Source organism: Mesorhizobium sp. WSM4821 (assembly GCF_055901555.1).
Window position 1 is genome coordinate 2,865,088 of sequence record NZ_CM148371.1, and the last position, 23,908, is coordinate 2,888,995.

General features: G+C 64.5%; 20 protein-coding genes and 1 pseudogene. 15 read left to right on the top strand and 6 right to left on the bottom strand.

Going from position 1 to position 23,908, the window contains the following annotated elements; translation table 11 throughout:
• From proC to AC0NID_RS13915, 3 genes are all read right to left on the bottom strand, one after another.
• Positions 1-816 carry a pyrroline-5-carboxylate reductase gene (gene proC, locus AC0NID_RS13905; RefSeq protein ID WP_473454517.1) on the bottom strand — a complete coding sequence of 272 codons (816 nt, stop codon included), beginning with the start codon at positions 814-816 and terminating at the stop codon, positions 1-3.
• A 155-nt stretch (positions 817-971) separates the two neighbouring features.
• Complete coding sequence (locus tag AC0NID_RS13910; RefSeq protein WP_473454518.1) at positions 972-2,291, bottom strand: O-antigen ligase family protein; 1,320 nt, start codon at positions 2,289-2,291, stop codon at positions 972-974.
• The gene (locus AC0NID_RS13915; protein WP_473454519.1) at positions 2,260-3,300 is read right to left on the bottom strand and encodes a glycosyltransferase family 2 protein; all 1,041 of its coding nucleotides are present in this window, start codon (positions 3,298-3,300) and stop codon (positions 2,260-2,262) included. The genes AC0NID_RS13910 and AC0NID_RS13915 overlap by 32 nt, the downstream gene beginning before the upstream one ends.
• Positions 3,301-3,432: 132 nt before the next feature.
• Here AC0NID_RS13915 and AC0NID_RS13920 point away from each other — a divergent pair, with 132 nt between their 5' ends.
• From AC0NID_RS13920 to AC0NID_RS13930, 3 genes are read left to right on the top strand one after another with little or no spacing between them, the layout of a single operon-like run.
• The gene (locus AC0NID_RS13920) at positions 3,433-4,605 is read left to right on the top strand and encodes a glycosyltransferase (protein WP_473454520.1); all 1,173 of its coding nucleotides are present in this window, start codon (positions 3,433-3,435) and stop codon (positions 4,603-4,605) included.
• The gene (locus tag AC0NID_RS13925) at positions 4,602-5,420 is read left to right on the top strand and encodes a WecB/TagA/CpsF family glycosyltransferase (RefSeq protein WP_473454521.1); all 819 of its coding nucleotides are present in this window, start codon (positions 4,602-4,604) and stop codon (positions 5,418-5,420) included. The genes AC0NID_RS13920 and AC0NID_RS13925 overlap by 4 nt, the downstream gene beginning before the upstream one ends.
• Positions 5,417-6,340 carry a DUF6492 family protein gene (locus tag AC0NID_RS13930; protein ID WP_473454522.1) on the top strand — a complete coding sequence of 308 codons (924 nt, stop codon included), beginning with the start codon at positions 5,417-5,419 and terminating at the stop codon, positions 6,338-6,340. The genes AC0NID_RS13925 and AC0NID_RS13930 overlap by 4 nt, the downstream gene beginning before the upstream one ends.
• Positions 6,341-6,518: 178 nt before the next feature.
• Here AC0NID_RS13930 and AC0NID_RS13935 read toward each other — a convergent pair whose 3' ends face one another.
• Together AC0NID_RS13935 and AC0NID_RS13940 are read right to left on the bottom strand one after the other, a co-directional pair.
• Entirely contained in the window at positions 6,519-8,264 is a 1,746-nt protein-coding gene (locus tag AC0NID_RS13935) for an adenylate/guanylate cyclase domain-containing protein (protein WP_473454523.1), read from the bottom strand.
• A 660-nt stretch (positions 8,265-8,924) separates the two neighbouring features.
• Positions 8,925-10,220, bottom strand: a complete 1,296-nt coding sequence (locus AC0NID_RS13940; protein ID WP_473454524.1) for a lipopolysaccharide biosynthesis protein — start codon at positions 10,218-10,220, stop codon at positions 8,925-8,927.
• A gap of 196 nt (positions 10,221-10,416) precedes the next feature.
• On the opposite strand from AC0NID_RS13940, the gene AC0NID_RS13945 reads away from it, so the two are divergent.
• The 12 genes and pseudogenes from AC0NID_RS13945 (at position 10,417) to AC0NID_RS14000 (ending at position 21,920) form a co-directional block, all read left to right on the top strand.
• Positions 10,417-13,011, top strand: coding sequence for a GumC family protein (locus tag AC0NID_RS13945; protein ID WP_473454525.1), 2,595 nt, complete (start codon positions 10,417-10,419; stop codon positions 13,009-13,011).
• Positions 13,012-13,259: 248 nt separating this feature from the next.
• The gene (gene folD / locus AC0NID_RS13950) at positions 13,260-14,159 is read left to right on the top strand and encodes a bifunctional methylenetetrahydrofolate dehydrogenase/methenyltetrahydrofolate cyclohydrolase FolD (RefSeq protein ID WP_473454526.1); all 900 of its coding nucleotides are present in this window, start codon (positions 13,260-13,262) and stop codon (positions 14,157-14,159) included.
• 54 nt (positions 14,160-14,213) lie between these two features.
• Positions 14,214-15,176, top strand: a complete 963-nt coding sequence (locus AC0NID_RS13955; protein ID WP_126043668.1) for a GlxA family transcriptional regulator — start codon at positions 14,214-14,216, stop codon at positions 15,174-15,176.
• Between the two features lie 108 nt (positions 15,177-15,284).
• Positions 15,285-16,940, top strand: a complete 1,656-nt coding sequence (locus tag AC0NID_RS13960; RefSeq protein ID WP_473454527.1) for a vWA domain-containing protein — start codon at positions 15,285-15,287, stop codon at positions 16,938-16,940.
• A 69-nt stretch (positions 16,941-17,009) separates the two neighbouring features.
• Positions 17,010-17,534: pseudogene (locus AC0NID_RS13965) on the top strand (CmpA/NrtA family ABC transporter substrate-binding protein); the annotation flags it as partial.
• A 268-nt stretch (positions 17,535-17,802) separates the two neighbouring features.
• Positions 17,803-17,934 carry a hypothetical protein gene (locus tag AC0NID_RS13970; RefSeq protein WP_473454529.1) on the top strand — a complete coding sequence of 44 codons (132 nt, stop codon included), beginning with the start codon at positions 17,803-17,805 and terminating at the stop codon, positions 17,932-17,934.
• Between the two features lie 18 nt (positions 17,935-17,952).
• On the top strand, positions 17,953-18,171 hold the full coding sequence (locus AC0NID_RS13975) for a hypothetical protein (RefSeq protein ID WP_473454647.1): 219 nt from the start codon (positions 17,953-17,955) through the stop codon (positions 18,169-18,171).
• Positions 18,168-18,509: a nitrite reductase small subunit NirD gene (gene nirD, locus AC0NID_RS13980; protein WP_473454530.1), complete on the top strand. Its 342-nt coding sequence runs from the start codon at positions 18,168-18,170 to the stop codon at positions 18,507-18,509. The genes AC0NID_RS13975 and nirD overlap by 4 nt, the downstream gene beginning before the upstream one ends.
• A 27-nt stretch (positions 18,510-18,536) precedes the next feature.
• A complete protein-coding gene (locus AC0NID_RS13985; protein WP_473454531.1) occupies positions 18,537-19,397 on the top strand; it encodes a formate/nitrite transporter family protein in 861 nt (286 codons plus the stop codon).
• Between the two features lie 55 nt (positions 19,398-19,452).
• On the top strand, positions 19,453-21,192 hold the full coding sequence (locus tag AC0NID_RS13990) for a bifunctional protein-serine/threonine kinase/phosphatase (protein WP_473454532.1): 1,740 nt from the start codon (positions 19,453-19,455) through the stop codon (positions 21,190-21,192).
• Positions 21,193-21,208: 16 nt separating this feature from the next.
• On the top strand, positions 21,209-21,658 hold the full coding sequence (cynS, locus tag AC0NID_RS13995) for a cyanase (RefSeq protein WP_473454533.1): 450 nt from the start codon (positions 21,209-21,211) through the stop codon (positions 21,656-21,658).
• A 52-nt stretch (positions 21,659-21,710) separates the two neighbouring features.
• Positions 21,711-21,920, top strand: a complete 210-nt coding sequence (locus tag AC0NID_RS14000; protein WP_473454535.1) for a hypothetical protein — start codon at positions 21,711-21,713, stop codon at positions 21,918-21,920.
• A 103-nt stretch (positions 21,921-22,023) separates the two neighbouring features.
• On the opposite strand, the gene edd is transcribed toward AC0NID_RS14000, so the two are convergent.
• Positions 22,024-23,868 carry a phosphogluconate dehydratase gene (edd, locus tag AC0NID_RS14005; RefSeq protein ID WP_473454536.1) on the bottom strand — a complete coding sequence of 615 codons (1,845 nt, stop codon included), beginning with the start codon at positions 23,866-23,868 and terminating at the stop codon, positions 22,024-22,026.
• Positions 23,869-23,908 lie beyond the last annotated feature (40 nt).

Genomic DNA, 23,908 nt, shown 5'->3' on the forward strand with positions numbered 1-23,908 from the left:
CTATTTCCCCAGTTCGATCGACCTTAGCCGCGCCGCTTCCACCGCTTCGGTCAGCAGATGCGTCAGCCGGTCCTCGCCCATCAGCACGGCAAGGGCGGCAGCCGTGGTGCCGTTGGGGCTGGTCACCTGCTGGCGCAGCACGCCCGGCTCCTCGCCGCTTTCCGCGGCAAGTGAGGCGGCGCCATACACCGTCTGCATGGCCAGCAACTTGGCGGTTTTGGCCGGCAATCCTGCCTTCTCGGCGGCTGCGGTCAGCGCTTCGATGAAATGGAAGATATAGGCGGGTCCCGAGCCGGACACCGCCGTCACCGCATCCATCAGGCCCTCGTCGTCGATATCGGTCACTTCGCCGCTCGCCGAAAGCAGGTCGGCGACGAAATGCCTGGTGTCGTCGGACACCAGCCGGTTGGAAAACACCACCATCATGCCCTTGCCGATGGCCGCCGGCGTGTTGGGCATGCAGCGCATGATCGGCGCGCGGTCGCCCAGAATGGCCTCGAAGGTGGCGACCGGTGTCCCGGCGGCGATGCTGAGGAAGGTGGTGCGGCTATCATTGAAGCGCATGTAGGCGGCGGCTACATCGCGAATCACTTGCGGCTTGACGGCGATGACGACGAGGGCCGGCACGGCACCCGCCGGAATGCCACCGGCGTCAGCGGCAGCACTGCAGCCCAGCGCTTCCGCGCGCTTGCGCAGATCGGCATTGGGCTCGATCACGAAAACCGCCGCCGGGGGGAGCTTGCCGGATTTCAGCCACCCCGAGAGCATGGCGTAGCCCATATTGCCGCAGCCAGCGAGAACAACCCTGATCGTCATCGAAAGCCTCCGCCAGCATCGGACCCAAGAGCCTGCCCTCGGGCATGCCCGAGGGTGGGAGAGGCGGTTTTGGGACAATCCGATGCTCAAACAAAATGTCGGCTTCCCATAAACGTTCGTGGCGGAGCGGGAAAGCCCTCTTGAGACGGTTGGGGTCAGGACTGATGGCGAACCGCTATCGGCCGCAGCGACACCTGCCTGAGGCCGAAGAGGCCGAAGACGAAGAACAGCCAGACCGGATCGGCGCGATGGAAGAAGAAGCTTTCGAGGAAGGCGTTCAGCGCCGCGAACAGCACCACCATCATGAAGAAGTCGCCGAGATAGATGTTTTCCTTGCGCAAGGGAATGCGCATGTAATCGCGCAGCGGTGCGATCAGGAAGGTGTAGACCGCCACGCACAGCGCCGGAATGCCCATCAGCACCGCGATGTCGAGATAGCCGTTGTGGCCATGCACGATGGTCCTGATATCCCAGGCCCGGTCGAAGGGCTGGTCCTGGTCGAGCAGCAGCGGCGTGCCCCAGAAGCTTTCATAGCCGTAGCCGGTCCACGGCCGCTTCGCCAGCATCTCGCCGGCGAACTCCCACAGCGTCGTGCGTCCGGTGTAGGTCAGGTCGGGGAAATAGATCGCCGCCAGATGCTTCACCGGCGGCAGGAAGACAATGCCCAGCGTCGCGATCGCCGTGATGATGATCGCCAGCGCGAAAAGGATCGGCGTGCCGAGTCGCATGCCGATCAGGCTCGGCAGCACGACGATCAGGATCGAAAGCGGCACCAGTCCGGCCGTCGTCTTGGAGCCGGTGTGCAGCATGAAGATCATCGCCGCGCAGAAGATCGATGCGCCCCACAGCCGCTGCCCGCGCCGGTAGAGGTAGAGCCCGGCGAAGCTGAAGCAGGCCATGATCGGGCCGGCGATGTTCTTGTGGGTGAACACGCCGCGCCACAGGCCGGCATGTTCCGGCTCCAGAGAATCGGTGGTGTGCAGCGCCTCGTGCGGAAAGACGATGAGCCCGATGTAGGAGAGGCCCATGACGACGACTGACGTAAAGATGATGACTTTCGAGAAAGCCTCTGCATCACGCGGAAGCGCCAGGATCGTCGCCATCGTCGAGATGCCGATCAACGTGAAGAAAGCGGCGCGCATTGCCGACTGCGGGTCGGTTGCCATCACCACCGACAGAATGAGGAAACCCAGCATCAGCAGCCAGGACGGGCTGAGCAGTGAACGCGCCACGCGCGGGTCGGCGAACGCCATCAGCGAGAATATCGAGATCGCGCCGAGCGAGCCGAAGCCGAGCTGGTTGACGATGTCGCCGCCGTTGCCGGTCGTTTCGGCGCCGGCCGGCTGGAAGGGCCGAAACGACACCAGGACGACAGTGAACAGCAGCGCCGCGACCGCGGTCGCGATGCCTTCGCGTGTGAACGCCGCGCTGAGCGGCGCGCGCTCAGTTCTTCTCAGGCTGCCGGTATTGCTCATTGGCATATCCGAATTCGGCAAGCACGCGGCCAAGGGCCACATGGACGGGGTACAAAGCCGCCGCCGCCGATCCGGTCCGCACCAGCCGGACCGCGCCGCGAAACGGCGAGGCGGCAAACAGCGCCAGGCTCTTCAGAAACACCTTGGTGCCGGCGAACGGCGTACCGGCCCGTTTCTTCTTCTCGACCAGTGTCGAGATGACGCCGTTGCGCAGGCTGCGGGCGCGGATCCAGTCGGCTTTGACGCGTCGGGCCGGAACGTTTTCATGCACTTGCGCCTCCGCGCACCAGCCAAGCACAAAACCTCTCTGCGCGGCACGGCTCAGGAAATCGGCATCGCCGCCGCCCATGAAGTTGAATTTCACGTCGAGGAAGGGCGGACCCATGGCGGTGAGCACGTTGCGTTCGACCAGCAGATTGCCGGAGGAATAGAGCGCGGGCACAGGCCCGGTCTCCCGGTAGGGCGGGGCAAAGACCGGGTGCGTGGCCCATCTTGCATGGGCCGCGTCGGCAAACACAGGCACTTGCGGGCCGCCGACAATGTCGGCACTGAGCGTCTCGGCCGCCTTGCACATGCGCTCGAGCCAGTGCGGGTCGGCGATCTCGTCGTCGTCGATGACCAGCAGGTGCCTGAAAGCCGGAAAGTGCAGGATCGCCGTCTGCCAACCGGCATTGTAGGCGCTGCAATTGCCGCGCTCATGCGCGACGATGACCATGCCCGCAATGTCGCCGCGCTCGAACAGCGGCAGCGCCGCCTTGGCGCCGGCGCGCGCCTCGGCTTCGTTTTCCATGATGATCACGGCGAAGCGCCTGCCGGTTTGCTGGCCTTTGAGCGATGCCAGCGTCGCCAGCAGCTGCTCGGGCCGCTTGAAGGTCGGCAGCGTGACGACCGCCTCGACGGCCGCCGCGACAAGTCCCGGAGACCGCCCCGCGATCGATACCGAACCGTCCGATGGCAAAGGGATCCTCCGTGTCCAGTCCGGGATGGTGAATTTGGCTCTCGATAGCATCGCGATAATAACGTTTCGTTAATCACCTTTCGTGGACAGGCCTGCAAATCCGCAACTCAGGGCTGCCAGCTGCCTTCACTTAATCAAGGCTTCACCGCGCTTCGCTAGCTGTATCCGCTCAGGATAGGTGAGATGCATCTGCTGTTCGCCACATCGATCGTGCCCGACGGCGATCTTGCCTCGGGCTACGAGATCGCCAATGCCGCGATCATCGCCGCCTTGCGGCGTGCCGGCGCGCGCGTCACCGTGATCGGCTTCACCTGGCCGGGCAAGCCTGCGAGCGATCCGCAAAACACCGTCGTGCTCGGGGCCGTGGAAGTGCGCACCGAAAGCGCGTCATCGCTGCAAAAGCTCGCCTGGGTTGCAAAGGCGATGCTTTCGGGCCTCACTTTCGCGTCGGTCAAGCTGCGCGTGGTCTCCGATAGCGAGGTCCGCGCCGCCGTCGAACGCGCCGGGCCTTTCGACGGTTATGTCTTGAATTCGGTGCAGTTCGCCGGCGCCTTCGAAAAGCTCTTTGGCGACCGGCCGTCGATCTTCGTCGCCCACAATGTCGAGCACCGTTCGGCCAAGGAGAATGCCGCTGCCGCAGGCGGTCTTTTCCAGCGTTTGTTGTTTCGCCGTGAGGCCAGGCTGCTCAAGGCCGTGGAAGAACGGCTCTGCCGCCGGGCACGCTTCGTCTTCACGCTGGCCGAGGAAGATCGCTCGGCGCTCGGCGTCGCCTCCGACGACCGCTCGGCGGTGTTGCCGCTGGTGACCTGCGCCGAGCCGCCCGTGCAAAACGAAACGCGCCGTATCGATTGCGACGCGGCGCTGATCGGTACCTGGACCTGGCAGCCGAACCGCATCGGCCTCGATTGGTTCCTGGAGAATGTGGTGCCGCATCTGAAGGCTGGTTTCCGGGTCAGGATCGCCGGCGGCATGCCGTCGGGCATCAGCGCCGCGCATCCGGGCGTCGAATTCGTCGGCCGCGTGCCGGACGCGCAGGCTTTCGTGCGCAGTGCCGCCGTCATCCCGCTGATCAGCACTGCCGGCAGCGGCGTGCAGCTCAAGACCATAGAAACCTTCGAACTCGGCCTGCCATCCGTCGCCACCAGCCAATCGCTGCGCGGCGTCGGCCATCGCCCGGTCAATTGCGTCGTGACCGACGATCCGGTCGCCTTCGCCGGCGCCCTGGAAGCAGCGGCAGCCGACATCAGGGACGTCGACGGCAGCGCTTTCCATCACCGGCAGGTCAAGGCGCTCGATGCCGCGATCAGCCGTGGCCTGAAAAAGCTCGGGTCCCTCAGGCAGAAGGTGTTTGCATGAACATGCACACCGCCCGCGCCGCGTTCGGGGTCGACAGTTTGAAATCGATCCTGGGCATACCGGTCCTCGCCGTCCGCTGGGACGACGCGGTCGCCTTGCTGACCCGGTTGATCGCGGAGCGGCGCTTCACCAGGGTCACCTTTCTCAACGCGCACAACGCCAATGTCGCCTTTGCGGACCCGGATTTTGCCGAGGCGCTCGACGATTTTCTCGTACTGCCCGACGGCGTCGGCGTCGATCTGGCGGCGAAACTGCTTTACGGGGCATCGTTTCCGGACAATCTCAACGGCACCGATTTCATCCCTGCCTTTCTGCAGGCGTCCGCCAGGCCGCTGACAGTGGGGCTGCTCGGCGCGTCTCGCGTTAACGCCGAGGCGGCGTTGACGCGGCTTGCGGCGCTTGCGGCGCAGCACAGATTCGTGGTCATCCATGACGGTTATTTCTCCGCCGCTCAGGAACCGGCAATCGTCGAGCGCATCGCGAAATTGCGGCCGGACGTGCTGCTCGTCGCCATGGGCGTGCCGCGCCAGGAATTGTGGATCGCGCGCCACATCGATGCACGCCATTGCACGCTGCCGATCGCCGTCGGCGCGCTGCTCGATTTCCTGAGTGGCGCGATACCGCGGGCACCGCTGTGGATGCGCCGGCTTAAGCTCGAATGGCTGTTCCGGTTGTGGATCGAACCGGGCCGCCTCTGGCGCCGCTACGTCGTCGGCAATCCTTTGTTCCTGTGGCGCGTCATCGGTCAGAAACTATCGCGCCGGCCCACGTCAGCCAGAGCGCGCCCCGGAGCAGGCCCCGGAGCAGGCCATTGAACAGCCGGTTCGTGCCGCGCCCTGATGCCGAAGCCGATGTCCCTCGCCAGACGCCAACGGCGGCGGTGGTGACGGCAAGCTATGCGCCGGATTTCGAACGGTGCCGCCTGCTGTGCGAAACCCTCGACCGTTACGTCTCCGGCGTGGCGCAGCACTATCTGCTTGTCGAGCATCGCGACGTGGCGCTGTTTCGTAGGCTGGAGAACAGCCGCCGCACCGTCGTCGACGAGCGGGACCTGTTGCCGCACTGGCTGCATGCCTTCGACGATCCGCTCAGCCTGTTTCGCCGGCGCATCTGGCTCAGCCTGAAGACCATGCCGCTGCGCGGCTGGCATGTGCAGCAGCTTCGCCGCATCGCGATATCGGCGCATGCCGGGGAGGACGTGCTGGTCTTCTGCGATTCAGACGTGGCCTTCCTCAAGCCTTTCGACTGCAGCGCCTTCTGGCGCGACGGCAAGGTGCGGCTGTTCCGCCGCGACGGCGTGCTGTCCGGCGAGGGTCATGAGGAGCACCGCATCTGGTCGCGCAATGCGGGCTCGGCGCTGGGCATCGACCCGTCCGTGGTTTCCAGCCACGATTACATTTCGACGCTGATTGCCTGGCGCCGCGAAACCATGACGGCCATGTGCGCCCGGATAGAGCAGATCCACGGCCGCACCTGGGTCGAGGTCGTCGGCGCGGCACGCAAATTTTCCGAATGCATGCTCTACGGCCGCTTTGTCGACGATGTGCTCGACGGCGCCGGGCATTTCCACGGCTCGGAGGAGTTGTGCCGTGTCCACTGGACCGGCGAAGCGCTGTCGGATGAAGAGTTCCGCCGCTTCGTCGCCGCCATGGCGCCGGAACAGGTGGCTATTGGCATGCAGTCCTTCATCGGCACGGATATCGGCCGCATCCGCCGCCTGATCGAGGTTGATTAGGCCTGGGGGCACACCCTATCGCTTTGAATGACCAACAGAGAGTTCGCCTGCTGTTCACGGCTGCTCCACGCGCTCAGTCCTCGGACAAGCCGGCCAGAGAACTGTCCTTCCAGAGCGACGCGGGATTAAGGGACGTCACATGGCCGGACGTGACGCGCAGGAGAGGGCATGTTTCCCATCACTCCGGCACGCCGGAGATGCTCAGCGACTCGACGTAACGCTCGGCGAACACCTTGTCCAGCCACGGGTTGATTTGTCTCTGCAGGGTGAGCGTGTAGGTCGGGAACGCCTCCATGAGCCGCCGCGCCGCCGCCTGCGCCTCGTCCAGCCGGTTGAGTTTGACCAGCGCCATGATCACCACCCGGTGCGAGGAGCCGTAATTCGGCATCTCGTGCAGCGCGCGTTCTCCCCATGCCAGCGCTTCCTCGTAGCGCTCGAGCATCAGGTAGCTCATCCCGATTCCGGAGAGCGCGATGCCCTTCTCGGGGTCGACCGGGCTCAGCCGCATTGCCCTGTGAAAGTGCTCGATCGCGACCAGCGGGCGGCTGGAATGTGCGTTCACCCAGCCGCTGCCCGTATGGCCCTGCGCCGAATTGGGATTGAGCAGCAGGGATCGTTCGATCGTGCTCAGCGCCATCTCGTAGTCCTTCGCGCTGTAGGCGATCACCTGCGCGGCGAAGCGTAGGCTCGTGGGGTCGTCGCGCGCTTCCGCCAGTACCTCGCGCGCCATGCGCGCGGCGACTCGGATATCGTCGGGCTCGTGCCAGCACTGGCTCACGGACAGGCTGCGGATATAGGCGCCGAGTGCCTTCGCCAAGTTGAAGCCAGGGTCGATGCTGAGCGCCTCGTTGGTGAGCCGGCGCACATCGGCAAAGCCTTCACGCGTCATGCTGTAGAAGCGCGGCAGCGCGCGAAGGTAGAGGTCGTAGGCGCTGATGTAGTCGGTCGGCTTCATGCGCGCCTGCTTGATCTCCTCCAGCCGGATGCTCGGTTCGACAGCGCCGACGACGCTCTCGGTCACCTTGTCCTGCAGATCGAAGATGTCGCTCACGTCGCCCTCGAAGCGATCGGCCCAGACATGGTGTCCGCTGATCGCGTCCACCAACTGCCCACTGATACGCACCCGCGATCCTGCTTTGCGGATGCTGCCTTCGAGCACGTAGCGGACGCCCAACTCGCGCCCGACCTGGCGCAGGTCCACCGCTCGGCCCTTGTAGGTGAAGGACGAGTTGCGGGCGATCACGAAGAAGGAGTTCACGCGGCTCAATCCCGTGATGATGTCCTCCACCAGCCCGTCGGCGAAGTATTCCTGGTCGGGGTCGCCGCTCATGTTGGTGAAAGGCAGAACCGCGATCGAGGGTTTCTCGGGCAGGGGAGGCGGTGCAGCCACCGAGGCGCTGGCGTCGGTCTCGACGCGGTAGGCGCGCACAGGCCGCTCGATGTTTTTGAGGCGCAGGTCGCCGAGCGGCGTGAAGCCGCAGTCGAGCTTGCCCTGAAGGTGGTCGTAGGCGGTGCCCGAGACGAACACGGTGCCGGGATCGGCGATGCTTTCGAGGCGGGCGGCGATGTTGACGCCGTCGCCGTAGAGATCGCCGTCCTCGTCGCAGACCACGTCGCCGAGATTGACGCCGATGCGGAAGCGAATCCGCTCTTCCTCGGGCGTCTCCGCCTCGTGTTCTGCCAGGGCCTGCTGGATCGCAATCGCCGAGGTGACCGCGTTAACGACGCTCGCGAACTCGCACAGCATGCCGTCGCCGGTGAGCTTGACCATCCGACCCTGGTGCTTGAAGACCAGCGGTTCGAGGAGGTCCTTGCGGTAGCTCTTCAGCCGCTCGAGCGTGCCGCGCTCGTCGCGCTCCGTCAGGCGCGAATAGCCGACCACGTCGCAAGCCATGATCGCCGCGAGGTGGCGCTGCGTGGTCATTGCACCGCTCAGCCAACCGCCTGCACGCGGGCCGCCCCGCGTCCATGTCCTGCCAACTTCCAAACGCCCCGCGTGCATGGTGTTCATCTCTCCCAGTCGCCGCCCGTCGCCGATACCGAACGGAGTACGCAGCTTGACCTTGCCTTCACGAGATTTCGCTATCCCGCTTGCGAGGCGTGAGCGTTCCAGCCGCCGCGCTAGCAGCCAACCGACGACACGCCCACGCAGCCTCTGGGGACGCTGACACGCCACTCCCAGAAGGCCGGAGATATTTCCTGCCCTGTGTAACCGGCTGACGCCACCGTGGCGGTGCTTTTGTCACCGCGATGTAACAGCGAGATGCCCTACGAACGCGCGCATCGGGCATCACACCAGACGTTCGCGCTTAGAGGTGCTGAGGTCGGCAAGTGGCGCAACCAACGAATCGAAGTGCTTCGATCTCTCCCTCTCTGGCCCCGTAGGCCCATGGGTTCAAAAGAAAGGAACGCTGAACTGTATCGCCTCGACGGTTAGCGTTACGTCAGGAGCATTGGGGTCGGCGTTCCAGTCAGGGTTGAGGTGGCGGAAAGATAACTCGGTCATGCACCGATATTGCATGTCGAAAGGGCAACTTTCCACCCGTCTCGGCCATTGGCGGCACCCACGCGATCGAGTTCGACCCTAGACCGGTTTCGCCGGTTTGCGCATCGCAGAATAGGTGAGCAGCGCCGAGGCGAGATAGAGCAGCAGGAAGACGATGTTGAGCGACAGCACCAGATCGGGCGTGTCCAGGATCGTCGTCAGCGCATAGGTCAGCAGTACCGCCTTCAGACCGGCGAGCAAGGCGAGGTTGATCGCCCGCACCAGCGTCTGGCCGCGCGCGAACAGGAGCTCGGCCTGGTATTCGACCAGGTTGCGCAGGCCCGGCACGCAGATCGCCAGCGCCACCAGGGGAGCGGCCTCCGCAACATTCCTGCCCAGCGCGTTGGGAAAGAAATGCAGCACGATGGCGAGTGCCGCCAGCGCCAGCGTCGAAACCAGGAACACGCCGCCTTCAATGCCGCTCTTGACCGAAAGGCGTGACAGAAGTTCCGGCGCCCGCATCATGCGCTGCACCAGCATCATCGAGAAGGTGCGGATCGGGATCGCGGTCAGGTCGACCAGCCGCATGATGATCGCATAGATACCGGCGAGATGCGGTCCGCCGATCGCCAGCACCAAGAGCTTGTCGAATTCCATCTGCAGGTAGAACAACACCTCCGCGCCGGCCACATAGATGGAATCGGCGAGCCGCCTGAGATAAAGCTCCAGCCGCAGACGCAGCCTCTGGCGCGGATAAAAAAATCCGAAGGCGATGAGCAGCGAGGCGACGTTGGCGCCGATATAGTACCAGGACCAGACCCCTATGGTCGGCTGCGCCGCGAACATGAACAGCACGGCGCCGAGCGCTCGCAAGGCCGTCGCCATGATCGTCAGCAGGGCGGCGCGGCCGAATTTGCCGAGACCGTTGTTGACGATCAGCGCCACCTCGACCGGCCGCCACAACAGCGCCTCGGCAAACACGATCGCCACGAAGACCGGCAGCGGCACGGTGCCGGAAAAAAAGACCAGGTAGACGCCGTAGGAGGCTGCGGCCAGCAACGGCAGCGATATCACGCCAAGCAGCAGGAAGCCGGCCGTGAAGGTGCCGATCAGATTGGGGCGGATGGTGGCGGTTCGGTAAAGCGCCGAGATGAAGCCGAAGGCGAGGATGCGTGACAGCATCACGCCGGCCGCCGATGCTGTGGCGAACATGCCGAACTCGGCGATGGACAGCGTGTTGGCCAGCGCGATGAAATAGGCGAGCGAAAACACCAGCCGCCCGCCCGCGCCGCTGATCGCCGAAAGATAGTCGCGAACCAGCCCCCGTCGCTCGGCCACGAAAGCGCCGATCCGGGCGAGGGGCCGCCTTTGCGGGATGTTACCAGCCTGAGTCATGTGTCGCAGACAGCATAGGCAGGAAAGTTTAACGCGCGGTTCTGAAGGCATTCGTTGCGTTCAGGAGCATGCAACCGAAGAGGGAAACCGCGTCTTCAACGCTCGGAAATTAACCTTTTGTTTCCTATGCTTGTTTAGCGTGGCTTAACGATTGGCTGACCGCGTTCAAAGCCGCCAAGGGCAAAGCTCCACGACAATGATCGACAGGGAAAACCGTGAAGATTGGAAGCGCGAGCGGTCCTTGCTGGCGCTCGGCCAGGCGATACGTGGCGAAGAAGAACCATCGCTGGTTTCGATCGGGGATCGGGCGGACCCGTCATGGCGCGAGGATGCCGCCACGCGCCATCGTCTCGCGCGCTTGCGCCGCGAGGCGCGAACGCATCCGGAACTCTCGGCAACCCCGGAACCCACTGTAACCCCGGAATTCGCGGCAAGCGACGAGACAAGCCAGTCTCAGGCGGATCATGCATCCGCTTCGGCCGCCCGGGTGCCGCCCGAGGCGGACGAGGATGTTGACGCGGTCCATGCTGACACCAGGTCGCCGGAGGAGCCGGTTGCTGCCGGTTTTTCTGAGGACCGCCGCTCCGATGCCGATCCTCGGCATGCCGCGTTCGATTCCCAATACGCCGCGTCCGATCCCCGATACGCCACGTTCGATCCTCGGTACGCCACGTTCGATCCTCGGTACGCCGCGTTCGATCCTCGATACGCGGCGTTCGATCCTCGATATGCCGGTGACGGGCAACGGTCTCCCCGCGACGATGACGACGCACAAGAATGGAAGCCGTTGATCGATCCGATGCAGGTCGTCCGCGGCATTGCCCGGTCGAAGCTGCTGATCGTCACCACGACGATATTGGGCACCGCGCTTGGCGTCGCGATCGCGCTGTCGACGCCGAAGAAATACGAAGCCACCGCGGAACTGATCGTCGACCCGCGAGACCTGAAGCTCACCGACCGCGATCTCACCCAATCGGTGGTCGCGTCCGACGCCACGCTGGCCATCGTCGAAAACCAGGTCCGGGTGCTGACCTCAGGCACCGTTCTCAACAAGGTCGTGGACAAGCTCAATCTCGTCAACGATCCGGAGTTCAACGGGCAAGGTACCGGCGGCCTGGGCGTCATGGAACTCATCCGGTCGGTCCTGTTGCGCAATGACGGGCCGGGTGCCGACGAGGGCCGCCGCCGTGCGCTGGCCGTCGGCAATCTGGCGGAAAGCCTTTCGGTCGAGCGCGGCGGCAAGACCTTCGTCATCTCGGTCGGCGCCACCACGCAAAATGGCGAGAAGTCGGCTCTCATTGCCAATACGATGACGGACGTTTTCCTGCAGACCTTCGGTCAGATACAGTCCGACACCGCCGGCCGCGCGACCAACGAACTGACGGGCAGGCTCGACGAGTTGCGCAAGGGCGTCGAAGCGGCCGAGCGCAAGGTCGAGGATTTCAGGGCCGCGCATGACCTCGTCGACGCGCAAGGCCATCTGATCAGCGACGACGAGATGCTCAAGCTCAACCAGCAGCTTGCCATCGCCCGCGCCCGCACGCTGGAGCTTAATGCCCGCGCGGAGTCGGCGCGCTCGATCGACGTGAACTCGGTTCTGAGCGGCACCTTGCCGGAAGAGATCAACTTCAACACCATGAGCGAATTGCAATCGCAATATGCGACGCTCAAGCAGGAGGCCGACCGCGCCGCGATCCGGTTCGGGCCGCGCCATCCCGAGCTTCAGGCGCTCAATGCCCAACTTGCCGGCTCGCGCGAGCGCATCGCCGCGGAACTGCGCCGCATCGCCTCGTCGCTGCAGGTCGACCTGAAACGCGCCGTGCAGCTCGAACAGGATCTGGCCTCCCGCCTGGCGCAATTGAAGGTCCGCAGCGGCGACGTCAACAGCGACCTGGTCACCTTGCGCGAACTGGAGCGCGACGCCACCGCCAAGCGCTCCGTCTACGAACAATACCTTCTGCGCGCCAAGGAGACCGGCGAGCAGAAGGACATCAACACCGCCAACATCAATGTCATCTCCAAAGCCTTCGCTCCGCTCGAGCCGATCGGACCGTCGCGCGCCGTGATAACGCTCGCCGGGCTGCTGGCTGGCCTGGCTTCCGGTATTGGTATCGGCGCCACGCGCGGCGCCTATGAGAGCCTGCGTGAGCCCGCCAATTCGCGCTCGCGCCGCGGGACACGCCGGACACCCATTGAAAACAAGGCATACCAGGCGCCGCCGCCCGTTCCGCCGGTCGAGGCCGCCAGGCGTTCAGGTCCGCTCGGTGCGCTGCTCTCGGCGGTGGGCAGGATCATGCCGCGCAAGGCGCCCCTGGAAGACTCTGCCAGCATGCGTTCCACAAGCTCACCGGCCAGTGGCTCACCGGCAACCGCCGAAAGCGCGAAGCGCGATCCGGCCGCCTATCCCGAGCCGTCGTCTCCTTCCACACCGCGTCGGCCAGCCCCTGCCGGCTACAGGCAGCCGCAAGTCCAGCATGGCCCCCATGGTCCGCGGCAGGCGATGTACCCGGCCCCGCACATGCAGGCATACCCCTATGCGCAACCGCCGATGGGCTATCCCTGGCAGATGCCGCCTGCCGGCTATCCCTATCCGCCGGCCATGGCGCCCCATGCCGGACAAGTGCCTTATCCCCAGCAGCCGGTCTATCCCCGAGCCTCGTCGGCCCAGGCTGACCAGGCTTCGGAAGCCGCTGAACAAAGAACCTCCATAGAGGAAATCCGGGCCAGCCTGCGCGAATTCCGCGAAGCGGTTCGCGAACTCGCCGACAGCCGATCGCGCCGCTATTTCTGAGCGCCGGATAGAGCAGCCGAGTGGAATAAAAGCCATCGGTTTCGAGTTAACGGCATGAGACGGCGCTCTGACGGGATTGCCCCGTCGAATTTTCGTGAAAATGTCGCGCTTGATGTCACCCAAAAGCCTCCCTCGGGTCTGACCCAGGCACGCGGCGGTTGGGACGACGACATGTCTAGGATAAAGGTCCAATGCGCGCCGCCTTTCAGACGCGACGCTCTTTGGACTAACGGTGTTGAGGGTGGTTCATGGCCGAAGTGATTGACGGAAAAAACGTCGCCGAAGACGTGGTGCGGCGGGTCAAGGCCTTGACGGCCGAACTGTTGGAAAAGGGCGCGCTGAAGCCTGGCCTTGCGGTGGTCATCGTCGGCGAGGATCCGGCGAGCCAGGTCTACGTCGCATCCAAATCCCGCACCGCCAAGGAATGCGGCTTTCATTCGGTCCAGCACACGCTGCCGGCCGAAACCTCCGAACAGGAGCTGCTTGATATCATCGGCGAACTCAACGCCGATCCGGCCATCAACGGCATCCTGGTGCAGCTTCCGCTGCCTGGTCATGTCGATGCGGGCAAGATCATCCAGGCAATAGCGCCGCAAAAGGACGTCGACGGCTTCCACTTCATCAATGTCGGCAAGCTCGGCACCGGCGAACTGGAGACGGCCTTCGTGCCTTGCACGCCGGCCGGCTCGATGCTGCTGATCGAACGCGTGCGCGGCAAGGATCTTTCCGGCCTCAATGCGGTGGTCGTCGGCCGCTCCAACATTGTCGGCAAGCCGATGGCCAATCTTCTGCTTGCCGCCAACTGCACCGTCACCATCGCGCACAGCCGCACGAAGGACTTGGCCGCGCTGGCGCGCACCGCCGACATTCTCGTTGCCGCTGTCGGAAGACCTGAAATGGTCAGGGGTGACTGGATCAAATCAGGTGCCACCGTCATCGACGTCGGCATCAACCGCATCGCGGCGCCCGAAAGAGGCGAAGGCAAGACCCGCCTCGTCGGCGACGTCGCCTATGCGGAGGTCGCGAGGACGGCCGGCGCCATCACGCCGGTGCCTGGCGGCGTCGGGCCGATGACCATTGCCATGCTGATGGCCAACACGCTAGCTTCCGCCTATCTCGCGGCCGGACTGAAACGGCCGTCCTTCTGAACCTGGAAAGCCGCAGTTTTGCCGAACCTCACTGTTCCCTCAGAGCGGCCGGTCATGAACGATCCCGTTCAGGGCGGCCGGCAGTTCGGGTTCCTGCTGGTCGACAAGTTTTCCATGTTCTCGCTGGCCGCCGCCATCGACACGTTCCGGTCGGCGAACCGGCTGCTCGGCCATGACTTCTATGGCTGGACGACGGTGTCGGCCGACGGCGATGCCGTCATGGCCTCCAACGGCCTGCCGCTCAAGGTCGACTACGCTGTCGCCGATCTGCCGCCAGTCGATATTCTTTTCGTCTCGGTCGGGCTGACGACCGAATTCCCGGGCAAGAGCAAGGTGCTGGCGGCGCTGCGCAGCTGGGGCCGGCGCGGCAACGCGCTCGGCGCGTTGTCGGTCGGCTCCTATCTGCTCGCCGAGGCAGGCCAGCTCGAAGGCTATCGCTGCACCATCCACTGGGAAAATCGCGCCGGCTTCGTCGAACGGTTTCCCGACATCAACTGCACCGGCAACGTCTTCGAGATCGACCGCAAGCGCTACACCTGCGCCGGCGGCACCACTTCGATCGACCTGATGCTGGAGATCGTGCGCAGCGATTTCGGCTCGAGCCTCGCCAACGGCGTCGCCAACCAGTTCCAGCACGAACGCATCCGTTCCGCCGGAGATCGCCAGCGTGTCGGGCCGGAACGCGACCTGACAGGCAAGTCGGAGAAGCTGCGGCGCACCGTCGAATTGATGGCTGATCATCTCGACGAGCCGTTGTCGGCGGTGCAACTCGCCAAGTCGGCCGGCCTGTCGGTGCGCCAGGTCGAGCGCCTGTTCCTGCGCCACCTCAGCGTCACGCCCGGCCGCTATTACATGCGGCTCAGGCTCGAGCGGGCGCGCGAATTGCTACGCCAGACCAACATGCCGATCCTCGATGTGGCGATCGCCACCGGCTTCACCTCGCACTCCTATTTCGCCCAGAGCTACCGGCTGCAATTCGGCCGGCCGCCTTCCGAAGAGCGGCGCACGACATACTGAGTAGGCCTGGCTCAGTCTTGTGGCCCACGCCGGCGTCCGGGCTTGTGTCATGACGCCGCGTCAAATAGCTTCGCCGGACTGGCGGTGACTGACGAGGGGGAGATTTTCATGGCGGGACTTGCACGGAGCGTCGCTGCCGCGATGCTCCTGTTATGGATGACGACGCTCGGCCTTGCCGCGGACCGCGTCATCGTCATTCTCGATGCCTCCGGCTCCATGTGGGCGCAGATCGACGGCAAGCCCAAGCTCGAAATCGCCCGTGAATCGCTCAGAACCGTGCTGCAATCGGTCCCTACCGACAGGGAAATCGGCTTCATGGCCTATGGCCATCGCGAGAAGGGCAGTTGTGAGGATATCGAGCTCGTCGTGCCGCCCCAGGCCGGTTCGGCAGGTGCAGTTTCCGCCGCCGCCGACAGCCTGAAATTCCTCGGCAAGACGCCGCTGACATCGGCCGTCAGGCAAGCGGCCGAGGCGCTGAAATACACCGAGGACAAGGCCACCGTCATCCTCATCACCGACGGGCTCGAGACCTGCAAAGGCGACCCTTGCGCGCTCGGCAAGGAACTGGAGGCTGCCGGCGTCGACTTCACCGCAGACGTCGTCGGCTTCGGCCTGACCGCGGACGAGGGCAAGCAGGTCGCTTGCCTCGCCGACAACACCGGCGGCAAATATATCCAGGCGTCCGACGAGCAAGCACTGCAGGGCGCACTGGCCGAAACCATAGCCGCCACACCGGCGCCCGAACCAGCGCCTGCGCCGCCGCCGGCTCCCGAGCCGGAAAAGCCGGAGTTCAACTTCATGCCGGCCGTGGCGCTAGCCGAGGGCGGCGATCCCGTCACCGACGGCAATGCCTGGGAGATCTACAAGGCAAGGCCCGACGGCACGCGCGGCGATTACGTCACCACCGAGTACGGCGCCTACAAGGGCAATCTGGAGCCGGGCGACTATGTCGTCGTCGCGAGCTATGGCGAGGCCAGGACCGAACTGAAGGTCAAGGTCGAGGCGGGCCAGGTCTACAGCCCCCTCTTCATCCTGAATGCCGGCACGCTCATCCTTCATCCCAGGCCAAGTGAGGGAGCGGATGTGGCCGATGGCGCGGCTGTCGTGATCGCCTATCCTGGTGCCGATATGCCCGCGACCTATTATGGCGACACGAAAGTCGTGTTGCCGGCCGGCGACCAGAAAGTGACTGTTACGATCGGGAAGGGCGAGGTTACCGAAACCATCCAGCTCGCCGCCGGCAGGATCATCGACAAGGATATCATCGTCGGCGTCGGACATGTCGTTGCCAACGCCTATTATACCGCCGGCGGCGACAAGGCCGACGGTTCGGGCATCGGCTTCAAGGTGTTCAAGGCAAGGAAGAAGATCGACGGAACGAGGCAAGAGGTGACCTATGCCTATGGCCCGGACAGCAAGTTCGATCTGCCGCCCGACGATTATGTCTTGATTGCCGAGGTCGACCTTGCCGTCGCCGAGCAACCGTTCAGCGTCAAGGCCGGCGAGCTTCAGGATGTGAAAGTCGCCTTGGATGCCGGCGTGCTGGCGGTCACCGCGCCAGGCGCCTCGAAGATCGAGATTTTCGAGGCGAAGAAGGACCTCAACGGCAACCGCAAATCGCTCGGTTACGCCTATGACGAGAAGTATCAGGCGGCGCTGCCGGCCGGCGATTACGTGGTCGTCTCGGAGAAGTCGGACAACAGTTCGAAGGAGGGCGCAGTGACGGTCAAGGCCGGCGAACGGACCGAACTGACGGTTCAATAGGAGCGTAGTTCGACGCCAGTGTCGATTGCTCGCGACGGGAACCCGCCCGGCCAGTCGCTTCACCAACGGGCCAGCCGGATGCGCGCGCTGCACCGCGCCGCGCGCTGGTGCCAAGACCCTGCCAAACGCACCGACCTGGCCGCGATCATGGAGAAGCCCGGCCATCGGTCTCTCTGCCGCGATGCAGATGCCGATGCTGACCCGCCGCCTGCACCTCGGCAGGCGGATTGTCGACGTGGCCGACTTCTACCTGCCCTTCGACAAGGCCGCGAACTCCCCTGGGAGGATCATGCGCTCTGGTTCTACAGCCAGATGATGCGCTGGGGTGATGTCGATCACAGCCGGGTCAACGCCGAAATCGCGCTCGGCTCCTACCGCCCCGACCTCTATCGAGAGGCCCTCAAGCCGCTGGGCGTGGCGTTGCCCGCCGCCAACGCCAAGGTCGAGGGCGCGCTGACCAAGGCCACGCCGGTGGGCTCCGCCGGGGCCAGCCTCGTCCTGGGACCGGACGGATTCTTTGACGGCAAGGTCTTCGACCCGGAGGCGCTGGATCTGGCAAGCCTCGGCGCAGGTGGTGAAAAATCTCGCACTTGAGTGCATTGCATAAATAGTGTGCAATGCACTGCACAATCCGCAGCGTCCCTGTCGTTCGGTCCGCCCGGCTGCTTTCTCCCCCTTCCTTGATTTCTCTCTATAAATTCGAGCCGCACACAGTTGGCACGGTTCCTGCTTGATCTCTTGCAGGCCCATTGTTGGGCCATAAGATACGCGTCCAATGTCGGGCGCATCAGGCAAAGCCGCCGATCAGGTTCTTCTCGCGACTCCGGATCTACGGGCGCGGCAGACTTGGCCGGCGGTTTTTTTGTTTCAGCCAAACGGCAGCGTCATCGCGCCGCGAACGGAGGAAAAGATGATCAACTCCACCACAGCCGTGCGCTCGGCCGAAGCGGACGCAACGCTGGCCGAAAAGGCCATGCTGCGGCCGGTCGAATAGGCGGCGGGAGACCGATCGATGTCCGAGAAGCTCGTCATCATCGGCAACGGCATGGCGCCGGGCAGGATGCTGGAGCACCTGCTGGAGGCCGCGCCTCGGATCACCATCTTCAACGCCGAAACGCGCGTGAATTACGACCGCATCATGCTGTCGCCGGCGCTGTCGGGCGAGAAGGAGTTCGAGGAGATCGCGTTCAGGCCGATGGCGCGCATCGACTTCAAGGAGGCAGCTGAATGAACGCAATGTCCGCGAACAGGGTAGCGATCGGTACGATCGACGACATCCCGCGGCGCGGCGCGCGCTGCGTGAAGAACGGCGACATGACGATCGCCGTATTCCGCACCGTGGACGACCGGATCTTCGCGCTGGAAGACAAATGCCCCCACCGCAACGGGCCGCTCAGCCAGGGCATCGTCCATGACGGCTGCGTCACGTGCCCGCTCCACAACTGGGTGATCTCGCTGGAGACCGGCACCGCCCAGGGCGCCGACGAGGGAAGCACGAACACGTTTCGCGTCCAGCTCGAAGACGGCCGGATTTACCTCGACCTGACCTGCAACTTCGCCGCCACCTAAGCGGCTCCGACCGAGAAGGAACCAATCATGTCTTACGTCGTACCCCAGGAACTTACGGCAAAAATGATAGATGCCGGGGAATCCAAGGTGTTCATGTCCACCAAGGACACGCTGATCCGGGCCTACATGGCCGGCGCCATCCTCGCCCTTGCCGCGGCCTTCGCCGTGACGATCACCGTCAACACCGGACAGCCGCTGGTCGGCGCGCTGCTCTTCCCCGTCGGCTCCTGCATGCTTTACCTGATGGGCTTCGACCTGCTGACCGGCGTTTTCACACTGGTTCCGCTGGCACTCATCGCCAAGCGGCCGGGTGTCACCGTCGCCGGGGTGCTGCGCAACTGGGGACTGGTGTTCGTCGGCAACTTCGCGGGCGCCATGACGACCGCGGTGTTCATGGCGATCATTTTCACGATGGGTTTCAGCCATGAGCCGGATGCGGTCGGACAGAAGATCGGCCACATCGGCGAGGCACGAACGCTCGGCTACGCCGCAGCCGGGTTTTCAGGCATGCTCACGCTCTTCGTGCGGGCGGTGATGTGCAACTGGATGGTCTCGACCGGCGTGGTCGCCGCGATGATGTCGAACACGGTGTCGGGCAAGGTCATCGCCATGTGGATGCCGATTCTCGTCTTCTTCTACCTCGGCTTCGAGCATTCCATCGTGAACATGTATCTCTTCCCCTCGGGCATCATGCTGGGCGGCCAGTTCACCTGGACCGACTACTTCCTGTGGAACGAGATCCCGACCGTCGTCGGCAACCTTGTTGGCGGCGTCACCTTCGTCGGCGCGATGATGTACGCCACGCATTACAAGACATCGCCCCAGCGACCCCGCCCCTCCGACCGGCACGGCGACGGCCGGCGCGCAGCCGCAGTGGCGGCCGAGTAGACCGGGAGCACGGTCCCGCCACGGCGCGCGGGACCGAATCCTCCGGGAGAAATCGATGCTTCAGGACCTTAGCCGACAGAAACTCGCGGTAACGATCGGCCAGCATTCCGTGGCGGGACGGAAGCCTCTGAACCAGGACTTCCACGGCACGCTGGTTCCGGTTGGCAGGGTCCTGACCCTAAAGGGCGCGGCGTTCGCGCTGGCCGACGGCATATCGTCGAGCCCTGTCGCCTACGTGGCCGCCGAAACGGCGGTCAAGAGCTTCCTGGACGACTACTATTGCACGTCCGACACCTGGACGGTGAAGATCGCGGCAAGCCGCGTGATCGCCGCCGCGAATTCGTGGTTGAACGCCCAGAACAGCGGGACATCCGATCGCAACCGCGGCTATCTCACGACCTTCAGCGCGCTTGTCCTGAAGGGCCGCCAGGCGCACGTGTTTCACGTCGGCGACAGCCGCGTGTGGCGGCTGGTCGACGGCAGCCTAGAGCAGCTTACGAACGATCACCGCGTCGAGCTCTCGGCGGAGGAAAGCTATCTCGCCCGCGCGCTCGGCCTGTCCGCCTCTGTCGAGATCGACTACCGCCGGGTCGAGATCGTGGCCGGCGACGTCTTCGTCTTGACGACGGACGGCGTTCACGACCATGTACCGCCACGCGCGCTCGCGGCCTGTGTCACTGAAGCAGCCGACCTTGACAAGGCCGCACGCGACATCGTCGCCCTGGCCCTGTCCAACGGCAGTGCCGACAATCTCACCATCCAGATCGTGCGCATCGATGCCCTGCCGCCGACCGATGCCGACACGGCGCTCGGCGAAGCTGATACGCTGCAGCCCGCCGCCCTGCCGCAGCCTCCTTGCGATTTCGAAGGCTATCGCATCCTTCGATCGCTCCATACGAGCAGCCGCAGCCATCTCTTTCTCGCGACCGATCTGGAGAGCGCAGATCGCGTCGCCCTGAAGGTTCCTTCGATCGACCTGCGCGACAACGCCGACCATCTGCGCCGTTTTGCGATGGAGGAATGGATCGCCCGCCGCATCTACTCGCCGCATGTGGTCAGTCCGGCGGCTGCGCCCCGCCAGCGGAAAAGTCTCTACATCGTCACCGAGTATATCGAGGGGCAGACCCTCCGTCAGTGGATGGCCGACAATCCAGCGCCGAGTCTCGAGACGGTGCGCGGCATTGTCGAGCAGGTCGCCCGTGGGCTACGCGCGTTTCACCGCAAGGAAATGCTGCATCAGGACCTGCGCCCCGAGAACATCATGATCGATCGCGAGGGCACGGTGAAGATCATCGACCTCGGATCGGTCCGCGTCGCAGGCGTCCTGGAGGCACTCCCTGACCTCGACGCCGGAGAAATGCTCGGCACCGTCCAGTACTCGGCGCCGGAATACATTCTCGGCAAGGGCGGCAGCGAACGCTCCGACCTGTTCTCCCTCGGCGTCATCGCCTACGAAATGCTGACGGGGCGACTGCCCTATGGCGGCCGGATGGCGCGTGCACGCAACCCTCGCGCACAGGCGAAGGTCTCATACGTCCCGGCATCCTCGCTCGATCCGCGCGTGCCGGTTTGGGTCGACGGGGCACTTCGAAAAGCGGTGCATCCTTCGCCGCTGCGCCGTCAGGAAGCCCTGAGCGAATTTCTGGCAGACATGCGCACGCCCAATCCGGCGTTCGGCCCAGGCCGTTCGATTCCTCTCGTCGAGCGGGATCCCGTCGCCTTCTGGAAAGTGGTCTCGGTGCTGCTCGCGCTTGTCGCCCTGTTCCTTGCCTTCCTGCTGTTTGAACCAAGCTGAACCGATGGAGAAACCTATGGATACGATGACGCGCGAAGATGTGACCGCCATGATCATCTCGGCCAAGCGCCAGGCGGGCCTGACCTGGGAAGGTATCGCCGCATCGATCGGGATGTCGCCGGTGTGGACGCATTCGGCCGCGATGGGCATGAACGCCATGCCGGCGGAAAAGGCACAGGCGACGATAACGGCCCTCGGCCTGCCTCATGAAGCCGCGCTGGTGCTTCAGGAAAGCCCCACCAAGATATGGCAGCAGGCCGTTCCGACCGATCCCTGCATCTACCGCCTCTACGAGATCGTCGGCGTCTATGGCCCGACAATCAAGGCGCTGATCCATGAGAAATTCGGTGATGGGATCATGTCAGCCATCGACTTCGACATGTCGGTGACGCGGGTCGAGCACCCGAAGGGCGACCGTGTGAAGGTCGAGATGTCCGGCAAGTACCTCGCCTACAACGCTTGGTGAGGGGGGACAGTCCCGATGCACACATGCCGCCCCTAGATCAGGGGCATCATCGATGCAGGTCGTGTCCAGGCAGCCGAATGAAGCTGCGCCGGCGCGCATTCAGCCGCTGGCCGCACCCCCCGTCTTCCTCGACCTGACGGGCAAGCGCGCGGTCGTCGCCGGCGGTTCGGATGGCGCGGGATGGAAGGCCGAACTGCTCTGGAAGACGCAGAAGCGCTCGATCCCGCTCCCCGCTGCATCGGCTTCGAATGACCGGTCATGAGAGATAGGTCAACAATGCTGACCCAAAGGTAGCGTAGTGGCCCAAAAGGCAAAATTGCGTGGCAATCGACAGCCAGCGTCAGACGGCCACGAGCCGCCCTTTTTCACTGCAGTGCCAATTCCGCCACGTCGTTTCCGAAGGCGCTGGCGCCATGGTCGGCGCGGCCCACCATTTGCCTGAACCCAGCGAAAAGCTCCCGGCCGAAGCCGAATTCATTGCCGATGAGATCGGCGTCCGCTGCCCGGCGCAGCGCGAAATCGCCTGCCGGCACCAGCACTTGCAGCGTTCCGGCCTCGGCATCGAGCCTGATGATGTCGCCGTCGTGGATCCTGGCGATCGGCCCGTCCTCGACCGCCTCCGGCGTCACATGGATCGCCGCCGGCACCTTGCCGGAAGCGCCCGACATGCGCCCGTCGGTGACGAGCGCCACATGCTGGCCGCGATCCTGCAGCACGCCGAGTACGGTGGTCAGCTTGTGCAGCTCCGGCATACCGTTGGCCTTGGGGCCTTGGAAACGGATGACGGCTATGAAGTCGCCGGTCAGCGAACCGGCCTTGAACGCCTCGTTGAGCCCTTGCTGGCTGTCGAAAACCTTTGCCGGCGCCTCGATGATGCGCCGTTCCGGTTTCACGGCGGAAGTCTTGATGACGGCGTGGCCGAGATTGCCTGAAAGCATTTTCAGCCCGCCCGTCGGCTGGAAGGCCTTCTTGAACGGCGCCAGCACCTTCTCGTCGCCGCTTTCGCGGGGCGAGGCTTCGCGCACGACGCCGCCATCGGCGCCGAGCCTGGCTTCGACCGCATAAGGCCGCAAGCCCTCGCCCCATACCGTCTGGACGTCCTCGTGCAGGATGCCTTCGTCCAGCAGTTCGCGAATCAGGAAGCCGAGCCCGCCGGCCGCATGGAAATGGTTCACGTCGGCAAGCCCGTTCGGATAGACCCGCGCCAGCAGCGGCACGGCTTCGGAAAGGTCCGAAATATCCTGCCAGGTGATGGCGATGCCGGCTGCCGCCGCCATCGCGATCAAATGGATGGTGTGATTGGTCGAGCCGCCGGTGGCATGCAGGCCGACGATGCCGTTGACGATCGAACGCTCGTCGATCATCCGGCCGGTCGGCGTGTAGGCGTTGCCGAGCGCGGTGATCGCCAGCGCCCGCTTCGTCGCTTCCCTGGTCAGCGCGTTGCGCAGCGGCGTGCCGGGGTTGACGAAGGAGGCACCCGGCGTGTGCAGGCCCATGATCTCCATCAGCATCTGGTTGGAGTTTGCCGTGCCGTAGAAGGTGCAGGTCCCAGGCCCGTGATAGGATTTGGACTCGGCCTCAAGCAGTTCGGCCCTTCCCGCCTTGCCTTCGGCATAGAGTTGGCGGACCTTGGCCTTCTCGTCGTTGGGCAGGCCCGTCGTCATCGGCCCGGCCGGGATGAACACCGCCGGCAGATGGCCGAAGGTGAGTGCGGCGATCACCAGCCCCGGTACGATCTTGTCGCAGACGCCGAGATAGACGGCCGCGTCGAACATGTTGTGCGACAGGCCGATCGCCGCGGCCATGGCGATCACGTCGCGCGAGAACAGCGACAGCTCCATGCCGGGCTGGCCCTGCGTGACGCCGTCGCACATCGCCGGCACGCCGCCGGCGACCTGGGCAATGCCGCCGGCCTCGCGCGCCGCGTCCTTGATCAGCGCCGGAAACGTCTCGAAAGGCTGATGGGCCGACAGCATGTCGTTGTAGGAGGTGATGATGCCGAGGTTCGGCACTCGATCGCCGCCGAGCGCCACCTTTTCCGAAGGGCTGCAGACGGCAAAGCCATGGGCGAGATTGCCGCAGGAAAGCACGGCCCGGTTGGCGGTGCGGTTCGAGGCCTCGACGATGCGGCCGAGATAGGCCTCGCGCCCAGGTCTGGAGCGTTGGCGGATACGCTCGGTGATGGCTTCGATGTCGCGTCTCGCGGTCATGGCGTCGGTCCTTTCGAGCGAGGTCCCGGGAACACCTGAC

Bases quoted from the DNA above. Each gene is read 5' to 3' on its own strand.
- AC0NID_RS13915 (WP_473454519.1), bottom strand. From the start codon at position 3,300: ATGCTATCGAGAGCCAAATTCACCATCCCGGACTGGACACGGAGGATC.
- folD (WP_473454526.1), top strand. From the start codon at position 13,260: ATGGCCGAAGTGATTGACGGAAAAAACGTCGCCGAAGACGTGGTGCGG.
- AC0NID_RS13910 (WP_473454518.1), bottom strand. From the start codon at position 2,291: ATGAGCAATACCGGCAGCCTGAGAAGAACTGAGCGCGCGCCGCTCAGC.
- edd (WP_473454536.1), bottom strand. From the start codon at position 23,868: ATGACCGCGAGACGCGACATCGAAGCCATCACCGAGCGTATCCGCCAA.
- AC0NID_RS13920 (WP_473454520.1), top strand. From the start codon at position 3,433: ATGCATCTGCTGTTCGCCACATCGATCGTGCCCGACGGCGATCTTGCC.
- proC (WP_473454517.1), bottom strand. From the start codon at position 816: ATGACGATCAGGGTTGTTCTCGCTGGCTGCGGCAATATGGGCTACGCC.
- AC0NID_RS13955 (WP_126043668.1), top strand. From the start codon at position 14,214: ATGAACGATCCCGTTCAGGGCGGCCGGCAGTTCGGGTTCCTGCTGGTC.
- nirD (WP_473454530.1), top strand. From the start codon at position 18,168: ATGAACGCAATGTCCGCGAACAGGGTAGCGATCGGTACGATCGACGAC.
- AC0NID_RS13960 (WP_473454527.1), top strand. From the start codon at position 15,285: ATGGCGGGACTTGCACGGAGCGTCGCTGCCGCGATGCTCCTGTTATGG.
- AC0NID_RS13990 (WP_473454532.1), top strand. From the start codon at position 19,453: ATGCTTCAGGACCTTAGCCGACAGAAACTCGCGGTAACGATCGGCCAG.
- AC0NID_RS14000 (WP_473454535.1), top strand. From the start codon at position 21,711: ATGCAGGTCGTGTCCAGGCAGCCGAATGAAGCTGCGCCGGCGCGCATT.
- AC0NID_RS13925 (WP_473454521.1), top strand. From the start codon at position 4,602: ATGAACATGCACACCGCCCGCGCCGCGTTCGGGGTCGACAGTTTGAAA.
- AC0NID_RS13945 (WP_473454525.1), top strand. From the start codon at position 10,417: ATGATCGACAGGGAAAACCGTGAAGATTGGAAGCGCGAGCGGTCCTTG.
- AC0NID_RS13940 (WP_473454524.1), bottom strand. From the start codon at position 10,220: ATGACTCAGGCTGGTAACATCCCGCAAAGGCGGCCCCTCGCCCGGATC.
- AC0NID_RS13985 (WP_473454531.1), top strand. From the start codon at position 18,537: ATGTCTTACGTCGTACCCCAGGAACTTACGGCAAAAATGATAGATGCC.
- cynS (WP_473454533.1), top strand. From the start codon at position 21,209: ATGGATACGATGACGCGCGAAGATGTGACCGCCATGATCATCTCGGCC.
- AC0NID_RS13935 (WP_473454523.1), bottom strand. From the start codon at position 8,264: ATGACCACGCAGCGCCACCTCGCGGCGATCATGGCTTGCGACGTGGTC.
- AC0NID_RS13975 (WP_473454647.1), top strand. From the start codon at position 17,953: ATGTCCGAGAAGCTCGTCATCATCGGCAACGGCATGGCGCCGGGCAGG.